General features: G+C 71.9%; 13 protein-coding genes. 5 read left to right on the top strand and 8 right to left on the bottom strand.

Translation table 11 applies throughout. The annotated features are described in order from the left end of the window. Positions 1–7: 7 nt before the first annotated feature. From ACIQM3_RS28045 to ACIQM3_RS28025, 5 genes are all read right to left on the bottom strand, one after another. Complete coding sequence (locus ACIQM3_RS28045) at positions 8–754, bottom strand: ABC transporter ATP-binding protein (RefSeq protein ID WP_401628889.1); 747 nt, start codon at positions 752–754, stop codon at positions 8–10. Further along, positions 730–1,614 carry an ABC transporter permease gene (locus tag ACIQM3_RS28040; RefSeq protein ID WP_401628887.1) on the bottom strand — a complete coding sequence of 295 codons (885 nt, stop codon included), beginning with the start codon at positions 1,612–1,614 and terminating at the stop codon, positions 730–732. Before ACIQM3_RS28040 ends, ACIQM3_RS28045 begins: the two co-directional genes overlap by 25 nt. After that, positions 1,611–2,675: an ABC transporter substrate-binding protein gene (locus ACIQM3_RS28035; RefSeq protein ID WP_401628884.1), complete on the bottom strand. Its 1,065-nt coding sequence runs from the start codon at positions 2,673–2,675 to the stop codon at positions 1,611–1,613. Before ACIQM3_RS28035 ends, ACIQM3_RS28040 begins: the two co-directional genes overlap by 4 nt. A gap of 13 nt (positions 2,676–2,688) precedes the next feature. Continuing rightward, complete coding sequence (locus ACIQM3_RS28030) at positions 2,689–3,246, bottom strand: flavin reductase family protein (protein ID WP_401628881.1); 558 nt, start codon at positions 3,244–3,246, stop codon at positions 2,689–2,691. A gap of 343 nt (positions 3,247–3,589) precedes the next feature. Then, positions 3,590–4,843: an ROK family protein gene (locus tag ACIQM3_RS28025; RefSeq protein WP_401628878.1), complete on the bottom strand. Its 1,254-nt coding sequence runs from the start codon at positions 4,841–4,843 to the stop codon at positions 3,590–3,592. Positions 4,844–5,256: 413 nt separating this feature from the next. Between ACIQM3_RS28025 and ACIQM3_RS28020 the strand changes: the two genes are divergently transcribed. The 3 genes from ACIQM3_RS28020 (at position 5,257) to ACIQM3_RS28010 (ending at position 10,169) form a co-directional block, all read left to right on the top strand. After that, a complete protein-coding gene (locus ACIQM3_RS28020) occupies positions 5,257–6,459 on the top strand; it encodes a DUF1266 domain-containing protein (RefSeq protein ID WP_401628875.1) in 1,203 nt (400 codons plus the stop codon). Beyond that, entirely contained in the window at positions 6,456–7,628 is a 1,173-nt protein-coding gene (locus tag ACIQM3_RS28015) for a DUF1266 domain-containing protein (RefSeq protein WP_401628872.1), read from the top strand. The genes ACIQM3_RS28020 and ACIQM3_RS28015 overlap by 4 nt, the downstream gene beginning before the upstream one ends. Positions 7,629–7,754: 126 nt before the next feature. Continuing rightward, entirely contained in the window at positions 7,755–10,169 is a 2,415-nt protein-coding gene (locus ACIQM3_RS28010; RefSeq protein WP_401628870.1) for an endonuclease/exonuclease/phosphatase family protein, read from the top strand. Between the two features lie 45 nt (positions 10,170–10,214). On the opposite strand, the gene ACIQM3_RS28005 is transcribed toward ACIQM3_RS28010, so the two are convergent. The 3 genes from ACIQM3_RS28005 to ACIQM3_RS27995 are packed head-to-tail and all read right to left on the bottom strand — an operon-like array spanning position 10,215 to position 12,676. Further along, positions 10,215–11,153 (bottom strand): alpha/beta fold hydrolase, encoded by a 939-nt coding sequence (locus ACIQM3_RS28005; RefSeq protein ID WP_401628868.1) that lies wholly within the window; start codon positions 11,151–11,153, stop codon positions 10,215–10,217. A gap of 18 nt (positions 11,154–11,171) precedes the next feature. Then, the gene (locus ACIQM3_RS28000) at positions 11,172–12,401 is read right to left on the bottom strand and encodes a beta-ketoacyl-[acyl-carrier-protein] synthase family protein (protein WP_401628866.1); all 1,230 of its coding nucleotides are present in this window, start codon (positions 12,399–12,401) and stop codon (positions 11,172–11,174) included. Between the two features lie 41 nt (positions 12,402–12,442). After that, positions 12,443–12,676: an acyl carrier protein gene (locus ACIQM3_RS27995; protein ID WP_401628863.1), complete on the bottom strand. Its 234-nt coding sequence runs from the start codon at positions 12,674–12,676 to the stop codon at positions 12,443–12,445. Positions 12,677–12,945: 269 nt separating this feature from the next. Here ACIQM3_RS27995 and ACIQM3_RS27990 point away from each other — a divergent pair, with 269 nt between their 5' ends. Both ACIQM3_RS27990 and ACIQM3_RS27985 read left to right on the top strand, forming a co-directional pair. After that, the gene (locus ACIQM3_RS27990) at positions 12,946–13,359 is read left to right on the top strand and encodes a nitroreductase family deazaflavin-dependent oxidoreductase (RefSeq protein WP_401629780.1); all 414 of its coding nucleotides are present in this window, start codon (positions 12,946–12,948) and stop codon (positions 13,357–13,359) included. A gap of 76 nt (positions 13,360–13,435) precedes the next feature. Then, positions 13,436–14,167, top strand: coding sequence for a nitroreductase family protein (locus tag ACIQM3_RS27985; RefSeq protein WP_401628860.1), 732 nt, complete (start codon positions 13,436–13,438; stop codon positions 14,165–14,167). Positions 14,168–14,295 lie beyond the last annotated feature (128 nt).

Below are 14,295 nucleotides of genomic sequence, written 5' to 3'. Positions count from 1 at the left end.
CGGAGGATCAGTGCGTGATCTGGGGCTGTGCCACGCCGAGGGCGGCGAGCAGGGTGTCTCGGTACTCCTGGAAGCGGGGTTCGCGGCGGGAGCGTGGGGACGGCAGGTCGATCCTGAGATCGACGGAGATGAGGCCGTCCTCCAGGACGAGGACACGGTCGGCCAGCTCCACGGCCTCGTCGACGTCGTGGGTGACCAGCAGCACCGCGGGGCGGTGGCGTTCGTACAGCTCGCGCAGCAGGTCGTGCATCTTGATCCGGGTCAGTGCGTCGAGGGCGCCGAACGGCTCGTCCGCGAGGAGGAGTTCGGGTTCGCGTACGAGGGCGCGGGCCAGGGCGGCGCGCTGCTGTTCGCCGCCGGACAGCTCATGGGGCCAGGAACCGTCACGGCCCTCCAGGCCGACCTCGGCGAGCGCCGTCAGACCTCGCTCGCGGGTCCCGGGGCCGCGCAGGCCGAGGACGACGTTGTCGAGCACCCGCAGCCAGGGCAGCAGCCGGGAGTCCTGGAAGGACAGCGAGACCCTGTCGGGTACGGAGAGTTCACCGGACCCCTCCACGGTGTGGTCGAGGCGGGCGAGGGCCCGCAGCAAGGTGGACTTACCGGAGCCGCTTCGGCCGAGGAGCGCGGTGAACTCCCCCTGTGCCACGGTCAGATCGAGCTTCTGAAGGACGTCCCGGTCACCGAACCGCCGCACCAGCCCGGAGGTGCGGATCGCGGGCCGGGTCTCCGTCAGCCCGCCAGTGTGCGTCGCCATGACAGGACCTTCCTTTCGACTGCGCGTACCGCCGCGTCCGAGGCGAACCCGAAGATCCCGTAGGCCACCAGGCCCACGACGATCACGTCGGACTGGGCGTACTGCTGGGCCTGGAACATCATGTAGCCGATGCCGCTGGTGGCGTTGATCTGCTCGACCACGATGAGGCCGAGCCAGGACGAGGTGACGCCGAGCCGCAGGCCGACGAAGAGGCCGGGCAGCGAGCCGGGCACGACGACCTTGCGGATGAACGTCGCACGGCTCAGGTCGAGCCCCTCGGCGAGTTCGACGTACCTGCTGTCGATGCCGGTCAGTGAGGCGTACGTGTTGATGTACATGTTCACCGCGACGCCGAGAGCGATCACGGTGACCTTCATCTGCTCGCCGATGCCGAGCCAGAGGATCAGCAGCGGGAGCATCGCCAGGGACGGGATGGCACGCTTGATCTGGAGCGGGCCGTCCAGCAGGTATTCACCTGTGCGGCTCAGCCCCGCCGCCACGGCCAGGATCACACCGGCCGACACCCCGAAGAACAGGCCGAGTCCGGCGCGCTGGAGCGAGATCAGGACGTTGTCCTGGAGACGGCCCGTGGTGACCAGGTCGACCGCGGTGGCGAACACCGTGCCGGGCGAGGACAGGATCCGCGGATCGAGGTAGCCGGACGCCGAGGCCGCCCACCACGCGAGCACGAGCAGCGCCGGGCCGATCAGCCGTCCGAAGGGCAGCGCCCGGCCGGGGCCGAGACGCCGGCGGGTGCCCCGGGAGACATGTGCCGTCCCCCCGCCGCCCGGTGGTCCGGCCGGCTGCGGCTCCGCCGTCCGGGTGCCGGTCGTCCGCGCTTTCGCCAGCAGGTCGGTCATGACCCCTCCCGGTACTCGGCGGCCACGGCGTCGGCCGCCAGCCTTTCGAATCGGCGGTCGAACAGTTCGGAGGCCTTCTGCTCCGGCACGAAGCCCCCTTCGGCCAGCAGATCGGCGGTCTTCTGCTCCCAGTCGAGGGCCTCGTCCCAGCTGACCGGGAACTGCGGCTTCTGATAGGAGTCGACGATGCGCCGGCCGTCCTCCTTCGACACGCCCTGGTCCTTCACGTAGTACGTGTCGATCCACTCCTCCTGGTTCTCCCAGGCCCATACCTGACCGCGCGCCCACAGCGGTACGAAGCTGCGCACGGCCTTCGCCTTCTCCGGGTCGTTGAGGACCTCGTTCGGCGCCCAGAGCACGGTCAGCAGGTCGACGACCTTCGTCTTCACCCCACGGGCGCCGTCCTTGCCGTACTGGTCGAGATACTTCGTCAGGGTCGGCTCACCCAGCGGGGCCACGTCGACCTGCGCGGACTGCAGGGCGGTGAGGAACTGGGTGCTGGGCAGGTCGACCAGTTGGACGTCGGAGTTCTTCAGTCCCGCCTCCTCGAGCGCTCGCAGGACGACGACGCCCTGGGCCTGGCCCTGGGAGAACCCGATCTTCTTCCCCCGGAAGTCCTCGGCCTTCTTGATGGACGATCCGGGGGCCGTCGCAAAGGTGTAGATCGGGTGCCGGCGGACCTGGACGGCCACGATTTTCGCCTGGACACCGATGGCGTGCGCCTGGATCGGCGGAATTCCCGCGTTGGTGGCGAGGTCGATCGATTTCGCGCGGAATCCCTGAATGACATCGGGTCCGGCGGAGAGGTTCGGCCACTCGGCGACGGCGAAGGGCAGTTCCCCGGCCAGCCCCGCAGGCTCCAGCTGGAGCTGTGTCGTACGGGCGGCGATCTTCAGTTTCGTCCCGGACGCCGGGTCTCCGGACGGAAGGGCGCCGGCGGGTTCCGCGTCGGCGACGGATTTCACCTGCGGCGAGCAGGCGGCGAGACTCAGTACGGTGCCTCCCGCGAGAGCGAGGAATGACCTCCGGGCCAGGGCCCGCCTGTTGTCGTGGCGTGTCATCGTGAATTCCTGATCACTGGTCGGGCGCGGGGCGGATGGAGTGGTAGGAGCCGTCGTGGAAGAGCAGCGGGCTGCGAGCCTCGTCCAGCCAGGACTCCTCGGCCCTGGCGACGACGATGCGGTGGTCGCCGGCCGGGACGACGCTCTGGAAGGTGAGCCGCAGCCAGCCGGTCACCCCGTCGAGCACGGGTTCCCCGCCGGGCAGCCGGCGCCAGCGGGTCGGGGCGGCGAACCGGTCGATGCCGCTGGTGGCGAACGTGGTGGCCAGCTGCTGCTGCTCGGCTCCGAGGAAGTTCACCACCGCCGTGGAGGCCCGCTCGATGTGCGGCCAGGACGAGGTGGAGGTGCCGATCCCGAAGGAGACCAGCGGCGGGTCCAGGGACAGCGAGCTGAGCGAGGTCGCGGTGAATCCCACCGGCCCGCCTCCGCCGTCGGCGGTGACGACGACGACACCCGCCGGATACCTGCGGAAGGCCTGTTTGAAGCGCTCCGGCGCGATCCCGGGAGCGGCGGGGGTCGTGGCGGGTTCGGAGGGGCGGACGGCGGCGTACGAGGACACGGTGACGGTCAATGTCTCTCCCCGGTCGGAGGGTGGAATTCGGGCATGCGGAATCGCACGAGGCCTGCGGGAGCACGCGAAGGCGTACGGGCGTGAGGACATTCGGGCGGGAGAGGAATCACGCACGGATGCGGACCGCCCGGAAATTCATCTGGGGGTTATCGGTTTCCCGGTCAGGGGCGACAACAGGAGCGCCGGGCGTATTCGCTCGACGGCGCGGCCGCGCGGCAGGAGCGTGCCGTTGTCGGCACGTTCTCCGAATTCCGCTGTCGGCTGGTCATGAATCCATCTTCCCGTCGGGGTGGGGCCGGGTCAACAATGCAACGTTCTGAATTAAAGCGGGTATCGGCGGAGTTCAGGACACCGCGGGCAGCGCGGGCCACGGACCCAGCGGGTCGGTGTAGAGCGCGCCCAGCGCCACCGCGCCGCCCGCCGTGGCGAGCACCGATCCGGTGAAGCTGCTGGGCACCACGGCCCGTTCGGGGTCGTCGCAGACCCAGGAGCGCATGCCCACCTCCTCGCGGAGGTCGGCGAGGCACTCGGGCAGGCGGCCCGCTCCGGGCTCGACCACCACCAGGCACTCGGGGTCGAACATGTCCAGGAGGAGCGCCGCTGCCCTGCCCACCAGCCGGGCGCGGCGGCGGAACAGTGCCACGGCGCGCGGCTCCCGGGCCATGGCATGGTCCAGCAGCTCCTGGAAGGTGCTGACGTGGAGGCTCTGTGCGGCGGCGCGGCGGATCATGGCCCGTTCGGACACCTCGGACTGCAGGCATCCGGTACGTCCGCAGCTACAGGGCTCCGCGTCGCCCGATCCGCCCGATCCCAGGGGGAGATGGGCCACGCTGCCGGCGCCGGAGCGCGGCCCCCGGTGGAGTTCACCGGCGGTGGCGAAGGCGCCGTCGACGACCGCGCCGATGAAGAGCAGTACCGTGCTGCGACGGGTCGAGACCTCGCCGAACATCTGTTCCGCGCGCGCCAACGCCCGTGAGTGGCTGTCCACATGGACCGGAAGGCCGGTGGCGGCGGACAGGATCTCGCGTACGGGAACGGCGCGCCAGCCGAGGTGCGGATGCTCCACGACGACTCCGGCGGCCGGGTCCACCCGGTGCCCGGTGGCGAAGCCCAGCGCGAGCACCTCCCGGCCGGCGGCGTGAGCCGCCGTCAGCAGCGGCAGCCGGGCGGCCAGGTCGTCGAGGATCCGGCGCGGATCGGTGTCGAGGTGCGGTCTGCGGTCCTCCGCCACGACCCGGCCACGCAGGTCCATCAGGGAGACCGTCGAGTGGGCGACCGCGACGTGGGCCCCGGCCACCAGGAAACGGGAGGTGTCGATCTCCAGGGGCACATGAGGCCGCCCCAGACCGCGCGGTCCGGTCGTCTCGGCGCTCTCCCGGACCAGACCGCGGGAGAGGAGCTGCGTCACGTGACCCGTCACCGAGGCGGGTGAGAGGCCGGTGAGCCGGGCGACGGTGGAGCGGGCCACCGGTCCGTGGTCGAGGATCGCGCCCAGCACGGATCCCGTGCCGGGGGCACGGCGGGCGTGTCCGGACGAGGGGATCTCGGAGCGGCGCGGGGGCCGGGGTCGGCGGGTGGGCGCAGGCAGACGTGTCACAGGTCTTCCAGGTCCTCGATGGCAGCGGGCGTGGAGGTGAGTGCCCCGGATCGGGGGCCTCCTGACGGAACCCGGCGGCATCGTGCCGGCCGGCGTCCCGCTGAGCCGTGACGGGGTGTCCCACGCGTGGCCGGGGAGGAGGCGGATCCTCCTGGGGCGCGTGGACTACGGGGTGTTCAGACCCGGTGACACGCCGCGGAGCACACGCGCTTCAGGTCGACATGACCTCGCGTCGTCAGGTGTGCGGATCGCTGCATGTCACGCAACGTATCCGGAAGGCCGTGAGCCGGTCAAACACCTGACCGCATGGTGGACTCCCGCACCGTCGGCCAACCGCCTTCCTCCGTGCGCGGCTCCACGGAGCATCGCAGGTCGCCGCGCAGGCCGTCGGACGCGTTCCGTAGAATTCGAACGTGACGACGGGGACAGGGACGACGGGGGCGGCGGCGCCGAGGGCCGGTGTGCCCGGGGCCGGCTGGGCGCCGCCGACGGAGACGGAACGACTTCTCCACGAGGCCGCGGCGGCCGGCGGCCGGGACGCGCTGCCGGCCGCGCTGTCCCGGAGCAGGCTGTTCGTACGCGTCGCCAGGCTGCACGCGGACACGCCCGGCTTCACTCCCCCGCTCCCCACGCAGCCCGACCCCTCGACGCAGGGCCACACGTGTGTCGCGGTGCTGACGTCCGGCCTGCTGCCTCCCTGGCACCCCGACTGGGTGTTCGAGGCCACCGCTCTCGACGATCTCGCGCGCCGCTGGCCGAACGGCGTGAAGTGGCTGGCGGTCAATCCGGGCACACCGTACGCCGTCACTCTGGAGGCCGGGCCGGGACGTCGCCGGGCGTGGCTGAAGGCCCACGCGCGCTCCGGCGGGCCTCAGGCCGGCCGGCTGCTGACCCACCGGGCGGGCCCGCTGCACGGGCCGCTCGCGCACGGCCTGGCCCTCGGCGCCCATCTCGCCGTGCACAACGGTCTCGTCTGGAACGACCTGGGCGCCGCCTACGAGGGGTACGGGACGGATCGCGCCCGGCTCCGTAATCCCTGGAGGGTGCTGGACCGCGCCGGCTACCACGGGACACTCGAAGCACTGCTGTCCACCCAGCTCGTGGGCCGTACGTACGAGTCGGTGCTCGGGATCCGTCGCACCCTTGCCGGGCGGCTGGGTCGCACCCCCACCGTCCCGGAGTGGTCCGCCGCGCTCACCGACGCGCTGGCGCGCCGTCGGTCCGCCCCGTCGGAGTCGGCCGAGGCCCATGAGGCACTGCGGCTGGCCGTCACGTACGAGGACCGGTTCCGTGCGGACGGCGCTCTCGGCCCCGGCGAACGGGTCGACACCCTGGCCGCCTTCGACTACGGGCGGGCGGTCAACGTCGTACGGCTCGCGCTGGGCGCCCGCCTCTGCGATCCACACGAGGCCGAACAGTCGGTGCTGCGGATCGGTGCACTGGCCAGGCAGGCCTACGGCTCCTGGGCGCAGTTCTCCCTCGGCTACTCGCTGACCCGCGTGATGCACTTCGCCGAGGACGATCCGTCCGGGGTGAAGTACGAGCAGTCACTCGCCCAGCACCGCGTCCTGACCCAGGACCCCGACAGCCCCTACCGGAACATCGCCTGGTCATGAATCAACTGCCCCCCTATCCCGGCCAGGGTGCCCCCTGGGCGCCGCCGTCGATGACGGAGCACCTCCTGCACGAGGCGGGAGAACGCGGTGACGCGGAGGCCCAACTCCGCCTGCTGGCGGGCGAGGAGCTCTTCATCGCCGCGCCGAAGGCCGAGGTGGACGCGGCGCCCGACATGATCACGTGGCGCTCGCACCGGGACGAGGCCGGACGGAGCTGCCGGCCGGTGCTCACCCGCGGCATGCTGCCGCCCTGGCACCCGGAGTGGGTGTTCCACGCCGTCTCGCTCAAGTGGATCGCGGAGTTCGGCTGGCGGGACCCGAACCAGTTGCTGGCCGTCAATCCGGGCACACCGGCCGCGCTGCTCTTCCCGGCCACACCCCCGCACCGCGCGATGTGGCTGCGCTACCACGCGGAGAACGACCGCTCCCGGACCGACCGGCTGGTCGCGCTGCGCCACGGGGCGCTCCACGGCCCGCTGGCCTACGGGCTGGCCTGCGGGGCACATCTGGCGGTCGGCAACGGCGTGCCCTGGAACGAGGTCGGCACCGTCTACCACGAGTACACGTGCGAGCGGGAGCAGCTCCGCGACTCCTGGGGCATCACCGAACCGACGGGCTGGCGAAAGCAGTTGGACATCCTGCTGGACGCGCACAACAGTCCGCCCGAACCCGACTTCGTACTGCGGGTGCGTGAGCAGCTCGCGGCCGGGCTCGGCGAGCAGCCCTCCGCGGAGCTGTGGCGGGAGACGGCCGCCGGGCACGCCCAGGACATCGGGGTCGGCCACGACACGGTCAGCGACATCGAGGCGCTGGTACGGCGCATCCTCAGGTACGAGGCCAGGTTCCGCGCCGACGGGCTGCTGCCGCCGGACGGCCGGGTCGGCACGACGGTCGCCTACGACTACGGTCGCGCCGTGAACCTGGCCAGGTGGGGGCTGTCCGCCCGTTTCTGCTTCCCTCACGAGGCGGAGCAGGCCGTCGTGTACGCCGGTGCGCTGAGCAAGTCGGCCTACCGGTCCTGGGAGGACTTCTCCGCGGGATACGCCCTGGGCCGCGTCCTGCGGTTCGACGGCGAGGACTACGGCAGGTACTACACGAGCAATGTCACGGCGCACCGTCTGCTGACGGAGAGCGAGGGCAGCCCGTGGCGGAACATCCCCTGGCGCTGAACCCGTACCGCCGCCCCGGGCGGTGAAGGATCGTGATGACGCCCGGAATTAACCTCCGGTCTCTTGCCACGGCCGTTCTACGCGCATAGTTTTTGGCCCCTCACTACACAACTGGGGGCAGTTCCCGTGCACATAGCCAGACCCGGCTCCGCCCTGCTGGCCGCCGCCGTCGCCGTGACCCTGTCGGTGACCGCGCTGCCCGCCGCCTTCGCGGCACCGTCGTCGTCGGCCGTCATCTCCGAGGTGTACGGCGGCGGGGGCAACTCCGGCGCGACGCTCACCCGTGACTACATCGAGCTGGCCAATGGCGGCGGGACGTCCTTCGCGCTGTCCGGCTTCAGCGTCCAGTACCTCCCGGGGGCGCCCTCCGCCGGATCGCTGTGGCAGGTCTCCGCACTGTCCGGCGCCGTCGCGCCCGGCGGCCGCTACCTCGTCGCGCAGGCCGCGGGCACCGGCGGCACGGTGGCCCTGCCCTCTCCCGACGCGACCGGCACGACTCCGATGTCCGCGGCCAGCGGCACCGTCGCGCTCGTCTCCGGCACCACCCCGCTGACCTGCAGGACCGCGGCGGACTGTGCCGCCGACACCCGGATCGTCGACCTCGTCGGCTACGGTTCCGCGGTCGTGCGCGAGGGCGGCGGCCCGGCGACGGGCGCTTCCGCGACCGCCTCGGTGGCGCGTGGCACGTCCCTGGCGGACACCGACGACAACGCGGCCGACCTGACCGCCGGCGCCCCGACGCCGGTCAACGCGGCCGGTGAGACCTCCGGCGGCTCCGGACCGGGCGAGCCCGGCGGGCCGACCGAGCCCGGCACGGTGCGGGTGCACGACATCCAGGGCACGACCCGTCTCTCCCCGCTCGCCGGGCAGCCGGTCTCCGGTGTCCCGGGCGTCGTCACCGGCGTACGGACCACGGGTTCCCGCGGCTTCTGGATCCAGGACACGGCACCGGACGACGACTCCCGTACGAGCGAGGGCCTGTTCGTCTACACCGGATCCTCGGCCCCCGCCGTCGCCGTCGGCGACTCGGTGCTGGTCAGCGGCAAGGTCGCGGAGTACTACCCGGCCACCGGCGCCCAGTCGCTCACCCAGATCACCGCCCCGCTGACCACGGTCCTGTCCTCGGGCAACCCCCTGCCGGAGGCGGTCGTCCTCGACGCCTCCTCGGTGCCGGACGCCTACGTGCCGACAGCCGGCGGCGGTTCGATCGAGGCCCTCGCCATCGACCCGGCGGCCTACGCCCTGGACCTGTACGAGTCGCTCGAGGGCGCCCGCGTCACGATGGCGGACACCCGGGTGACCGGCGCGACGACCGCGTACGACGAGGTCTGGGTGACGGTGAAGCCGCGGGAGAACCCCACCCGGCGCGGCGGCACGCTGTACGCCTCGTACGAGGACCAGAACACCGGCCGCCTCAAGGTGATGTCGCTGGACGCCGGGCGGCCCGTCCCGGTCGCGGACGTGGGCGACGTGCTGTCCGGCTCCACCACGGGCGTCGTCGACTACGCGTCGTACGGCGGCTACAACGTGCAGGCCACCGAACTGGGCACGTTGAAGGACAACGGCCTGAAGCGCGAGGTGACGCGGAAGCAGAAGCGCAAGGAGCTCGCCGTCGCCACGTACAACGTGGAGAACCTCGACGCGGCCGACGAGCAGGCCAAGTTCGACACGCTCGCCCAGGGCGTGGCGGTCAGCCTCTCGTCCCCGGACATCGTGTCGCTGGAGGAGATCCAGGACGACAACGGTGCGGTGAACGACGGCACCGTGGGCTCCGAGGCGACGCTGAAGCGCTTCACGGACGCGATCGTCGCGGCGGGCGGCCCCCGCTACGTGTGGCGCTATGTGGCGCCCGCCGACGGCCAGGACGGCGGCGAGCCCGGTGGCAACATCCGTAACGTCTTCCTCTTCAACCCCGACCGGGTCGATTTCGTGGACCGTCCGGGCGGCGACGCGACCACCGCCGTGAAGGCGGTGAAGACGAAGAAGGGCGCCACGCTCTCGGTCTCGCCCGGCCGGATCAACCCGACGAGCACGGCCTGGGACAGCAGCCGCAAGCCGCTGGTGGGCGAGTTCCGCTTCCGGGGCGAGCCGGTCTTCGTCATCGCCAACCACTTCGCGTCGAAGGGCGGCGACCAGTCCCTGCACGGCCGCTACCAGGAGCCGGTGCGCAGCTCGGAGACGCAGCGCGTGCGGCAGGCGGCGGAGGTCAACACCTTCGTCACCTCACTGCTGAAGGCGGACAGGTCGGCGAGGGTCGTCACGCTCGGCGACCTGAACGACTTCGCCTTCTCCCCCACGATGAAGGCGCTGACCGGTGGCAAGGTGCTCAAGCCGCTCATCACGACGCTGCCTGAGGGCGAGCAGTACAGCTACGTCTACGACGGCAACTCGCAGACGCTGGACCACATCCTGACCAGCCCCGCGATCCGCCGCTTCGACTACGACGTGGTGCACATCAACGCGGAGTTCGCCGACCAGGCGAGCGACCACGACCCGCAGATCGTGCGGATCGACGTGAAGGGCCAGGGCCACCGGCACTGACCCGACCGTTGGTGGCGGCCCCCTGCGGGCCGCCACCAACGGGGCTCACCGCGGTGCGTAGGAACCGGGCTCCGGAGGAGCCACAGGTACGGCCTCACCGGCCCGTGTCTGATGCGGGAGCCGGGCCGTGACCGGTTCGAGCGGCTGGTCCGTGAAGAACCGGGTCACCAGGGCGGCGACCTCGTCGGACCGCTCCAGCACGACCCAGTGGTCGGATTCCGGGAGGGTGAGGAAGCGGCTCCCCTCGATGGTCCCGGCGAACTCCCGCTGGAGCTCCGGCGAGGTCACCGTGTCGTGCTCCCCGGCGAAGACCAGGGCCGGTACGCCCGACAGTCCGCCGGAGAAGTCCGGCCGGTCCCCCAGCGCCCGCCGCAACGAGTCGGCGGCGTGCTCCGAGTGCGCGAGCGCGTGCAGGAAGGAGCGCCGCACATAGCGCCGGGCGAGCTCCCTCCGGTGCACGGGGCGCTCCGGGTCCAGGCACATCAGCCCGTCGGCGGCCAGCGCCGCGAAGCCCTCCGTGTCCCCTTCCGCCAGGGACCGCGTCGCCCGCTGCCAGTAGACCCGCCGGTCCTCACCGATGTGGGTGGGGACGCCGCCGAGGACCAGCCGGGCGATGCGCCCCGGATCGTGCCGCGCGCAGCCGAAGGCGATGGCGGCGCCGTAGGAGAAGCCGAAGAGGTTGATCCGGGAGGCGCCCAGATCGTCGATGATCCCGGTGACCGCCGCGCGCAGGACCGGGGCGCTGGGGCCGGGCGGCAGGGGGTCGGCGGAGCCCATGCCCGGCAGGTCGGCCGTCACCACGTCGGCCACCGGGCCCAGATGGTCGTCCATCTGCGGCCAGCCGAACATGCCCTGCAGCGCGCCGCCGATCACGAGGACCGGTTCGGTGACACGGTCTCCGCCGGCGGCCGGATCACGGGGCAGGAGGCGATAGCCGTAGCGCAGTCCGTCGACGGTGAGGGACCGGATGATCTCCTCGGGCATGGTGCTCCTCGCTTCCCGTCAGGCCCTGGTGAGCACGAGCGCCGCGTTGTGGCCGCCGAAGCCGAGCGAGGTCTTGACGGCACACTCGAACACGGCGCGCCGGGCCTCCTTGCTCACCACCTCAAGGGGGATCGCCGGGTCGGGGGCGTCGAGGTTGCCGGTCGGCGGGACGAGCTGGTGCTGGAGCGCCAGCACGGTCAGCGCGGTCTCGATGCCGCCCGCGGCGCCCAGGGTGTGCCCGGTCATGGCCTTCGTCGAGGTGACGAGGGGATGCTCGCCGAGGACGCGCCGCAGCATGGTCGCCTCGATGAGGTCGTTGGCGACCGTCGACGTCCCGTGGGCGTTGACATGGCCGACGTCGAGGGCGTCGATGCCGGCGTCGGCGAGGGCCGTGCGCAGGGCCCGCTCGATGCCGAGGCCGTCGGGGTCGGGGGCGACGGCGGAGTGGGCGTCGCTGGAGGCCCCGTAGCCCGCGACACGGGCGCGGACGGTGGCGCCCCGGGCCCGGGCGTGCTCCGGGCGCTCCATGACCAGGAGGCCGGCGCCCTCGCCGACGACGAAGCCGTCGCGGTGGGTGTCGAAGGGGCGGCAGGCGGCCTGGGGGTCGTCCCGGCGTGTGGAGACGGCCCGCATCTGGCAGGCGCTGGCGATCAGGAGCCGGGAGCGGACCGATTCGGCGCCGCCCGCGACGACGATGTCGCAGGCCCCGGTGCGGAGCATCTGGTGGGCCGTGCCGATGGCCACGGTGCCGGAGGAGCAGGCAGTGGAGACGGCCTGGCTCGGGCCGTGCACACCCAGGTCCATGGCGACGCTGCTGGCGGCGCCGTTGACGACGGTCAGCGGGGCGAGCTTCGGGGAGACACGGCGCGCGCCGCGCTCGGTGAGGGTGGTGTGCTGCTCGTCGTAGAACGGCAGGCCACCGTGGGCGGAGCCGATGACGACGGCGACCCGTCCGCTGTCCCAGACCGAGGGGTCGAGCCCCGCGTCCGCGACGGCCTCACGGGCGGCGACGACGGCGAGCTGCGAGAAGCGGTCCATCAGCCGCTGCGCGGCCACGCCCAGTGCGGCCCTCGTGTCCAGGGCGTCGACGGTGTACATGAAGTCGCAGGGCAGTCCGAGTAGTTCCGGCAGGTGCTTCACGGAGGGGGCGACCGCCGTGTCGCAGACGCCGCGCCAGCCGTCCTCGACCCCCACTCCGGCTGCGGTGACGAGGCCGACGCCGGTAACGGCGGCGCTGAACGGCACCATGCCAGGCCGGGCGGACCTGCGCGCGAGCGGCCCCCGGCCTGTCACGCGCCGGCCTTGGTGCGCACGGCCGCGACCAGACTTCCCAGGGTGTCGCGCGACGACAGGACGACGTCCTCCAGGTCGATGTCCATCCGGTCCTCGATGAGGAGCCGGAGCTCCTCCAGGGCGAGCGAGTCCAGCCTCAGCTGCCTGAGCGGCGCCTCGGGCCGGATGGCGTCCGGATCGGTTCCGAACCTGTTGACGAGCAAGGCGCTGATCTCTTCCGAGGTGCTCATGGGACGCTCCTCCGCTCTCGGTACGCGGTGACGCCGGCCGCGTGGGGGGTGAGATGGCCATCGGGGACGCCGGCTGCTCGGAGGGACCCTTTATACGCCGTCGTGGCCGCTGTTCCCGACCCCGTTCCCCCGTGAGGAGGGGGGACGGCCAGGTGTGCGATTCCGGCGCGCCACGGCGGCGGGTGACACGATGGGCACGGACGTACGGACATGAGGACCTGACGGAGGACGAGGCAGCGGTGGAGACGGAGCGGAACGACGGTGCGGTCATGCCCAGCCCGGCCAAGTGGGTGGCGGCGCAGGCCGAGTTGTACGAGTCGTCGGGCGGCACGAAGGGCACCACACAGCTCGGCGTGGACTGCCTGCTGCTGGACTACGTCGGCCGGCGCAGCGGCGCCGTGCGACGGACGGTGCTGATGTACGGGCGGGACGGCGACGACTGGCTGATCGTCGGTTCGAACGGCGGCTCGGACCACCACCCCCTCTGGTACCTGAATCTGCTGGCCGATCCCGCGGTGGACGTACGGGTGGGCACGGAACGCTTCCCGGCCCTCGCCGAGACGCTCTCCCCCGAGGAGAAGGAGCGGGTCTGGCCCCATCTGGTGGAGGTCTTCCCCCGGTACGCCGAGTACCGGGCGAAGACCGCCCGCGACATTCCGGTGGTCCGGCTCCGACGGCGCTGACCTGCGCGGGGCAGGGGAGGTCGGGGCACTCAACGAGACTGCCCGTGCCGGGCCTTGAGCCGTACACTCCGCGATCATGACCTTCGAAACGGTGTACGCCGACGCACCCGCCCCCGACGGGCCCGCCCTCTTCCCGACCATGTCCACCATGCGCGCCATGCGCCGCCTCAAGCCGGACGCCGTCCCCGACGAGACGCTCGACCAGCTCATACAGGCCGCCGTCTGGGGGCCGAGCGGCGGCAACATGCAGTGTTACGAGTACGTGGTCGTCACCGACCGCGCGGTGATGGCCGAGCTGGCCCCGCTCTGGAAGCGGTGCGTGGACGCCTACCTCGCGACGACCGGCAAGCACGCACCGGAGGGCATGGACGACGCGGCGTACGGGCGGATGGTCGCGGCGATCGAGCACCAGCGCGACCACTTCGCAAAGACCCCTGCGCTGATCATCCCCTGCTACAGGTTCCCGGAGCCGGAGTTCGACGAGGAGGGCCTGGGGGTCTACGCGGAGTCGCTCGGCCCGGCGGGTCTCGAGCACATGGGGAACACGCAGACCCGCTTCCAGGCGCTCGCGGAGGGCTCCTGCGTCTATCCGGGTGTCCAGAACATCCTGCTCGCGGCGCGGGCGCTGGGGCTCGCGGCCAACCTCACCATCTGGCATCTGATGCTGGAGCAGGAGTGGAAGAAGGCCCTCGGGATCCCGTCGGACACGCACACCTTCGCCGCCATTCCGGTGGGGTGGCCCCAGGGCAACTTCGGGCCGGTCCGCCGCCGCCCGGTGGCCGACGTGATCCACCGGAACCGCTGGTAACGACACCCGCACGCCGTCACCCTCCGCGGGGGGTGACGGCCTACCGGCCGCCCCTCCGCGGAACCCTCAACTCCATTGGAGTGAACGGCATTTGGACACACGGAGGCGTCATTGTCATGCCCTTGGCA

This window comes from Streptomyces sp. NPDC091271 (genome assembly GCF_044757505.1).
Taxonomy (GTDB): domain Bacteria; phylum Actinomycetota; class Actinomycetes; order Streptomycetales; family Streptomycetaceae; genus Streptomyces.
This window is presented reverse-complemented; position numbering and strand designations above follow the sequence as displayed.

Coding starts and splice junctions, on each gene's coding strand:
- ACIQM3_RS27990 (WP_401629780.1), top strand. CDS start 12,946: ATGCCCAGCCCGGCCAAGTGGGTGGCGGCGCAGGCCGAGTTGTACGAG.
- ACIQM3_RS28040 (WP_401628887.1), bottom strand. CDS start 1,614: ATGACCGACCTGCTGGCGAAAGCGCGGACGACCGGCACCCGGACGGCG.
- ACIQM3_RS27985 (WP_401628860.1), top strand. CDS start 13,436: ATGACCTTCGAAACGGTGTACGCCGACGCACCCGCCCCCGACGGGCCC.
- ACIQM3_RS27995 (WP_401628863.1), bottom strand. CDS start 12,676: ATGAGCACCTCGGAAGAGATCAGCGCCTTGCTCGTCAACAGGTTCGGA.
- ACIQM3_RS28005 (WP_401628868.1), bottom strand. CDS start 11,153: ATGCCCGAGGAGATCATCCGGTCCCTCACCGTCGACGGACTGCGCTAC.
- ACIQM3_RS28035 (WP_401628884.1), bottom strand. CDS start 2,675: ATGACACGCCACGACAACAGGCGGGCCCTGGCCCGGAGGTCATTCCTC.
- ACIQM3_RS28045 (WP_401628889.1), bottom strand. CDS start 754: ATGGCGACGCACACTGGCGGGCTGACGGAGACCCGGCCCGCGATCCGC.
- ACIQM3_RS28000 (WP_401628866.1), bottom strand. CDS start 12,401: ATGGTGCCGTTCAGCGCCGCCGTTACCGGCGTCGGCCTCGTCACCGCA.
- ACIQM3_RS28015 (WP_401628872.1), top strand. CDS start 6,456: ATGAATCAACTGCCCCCCTATCCCGGCCAGGGTGCCCCCTGGGCGCCG.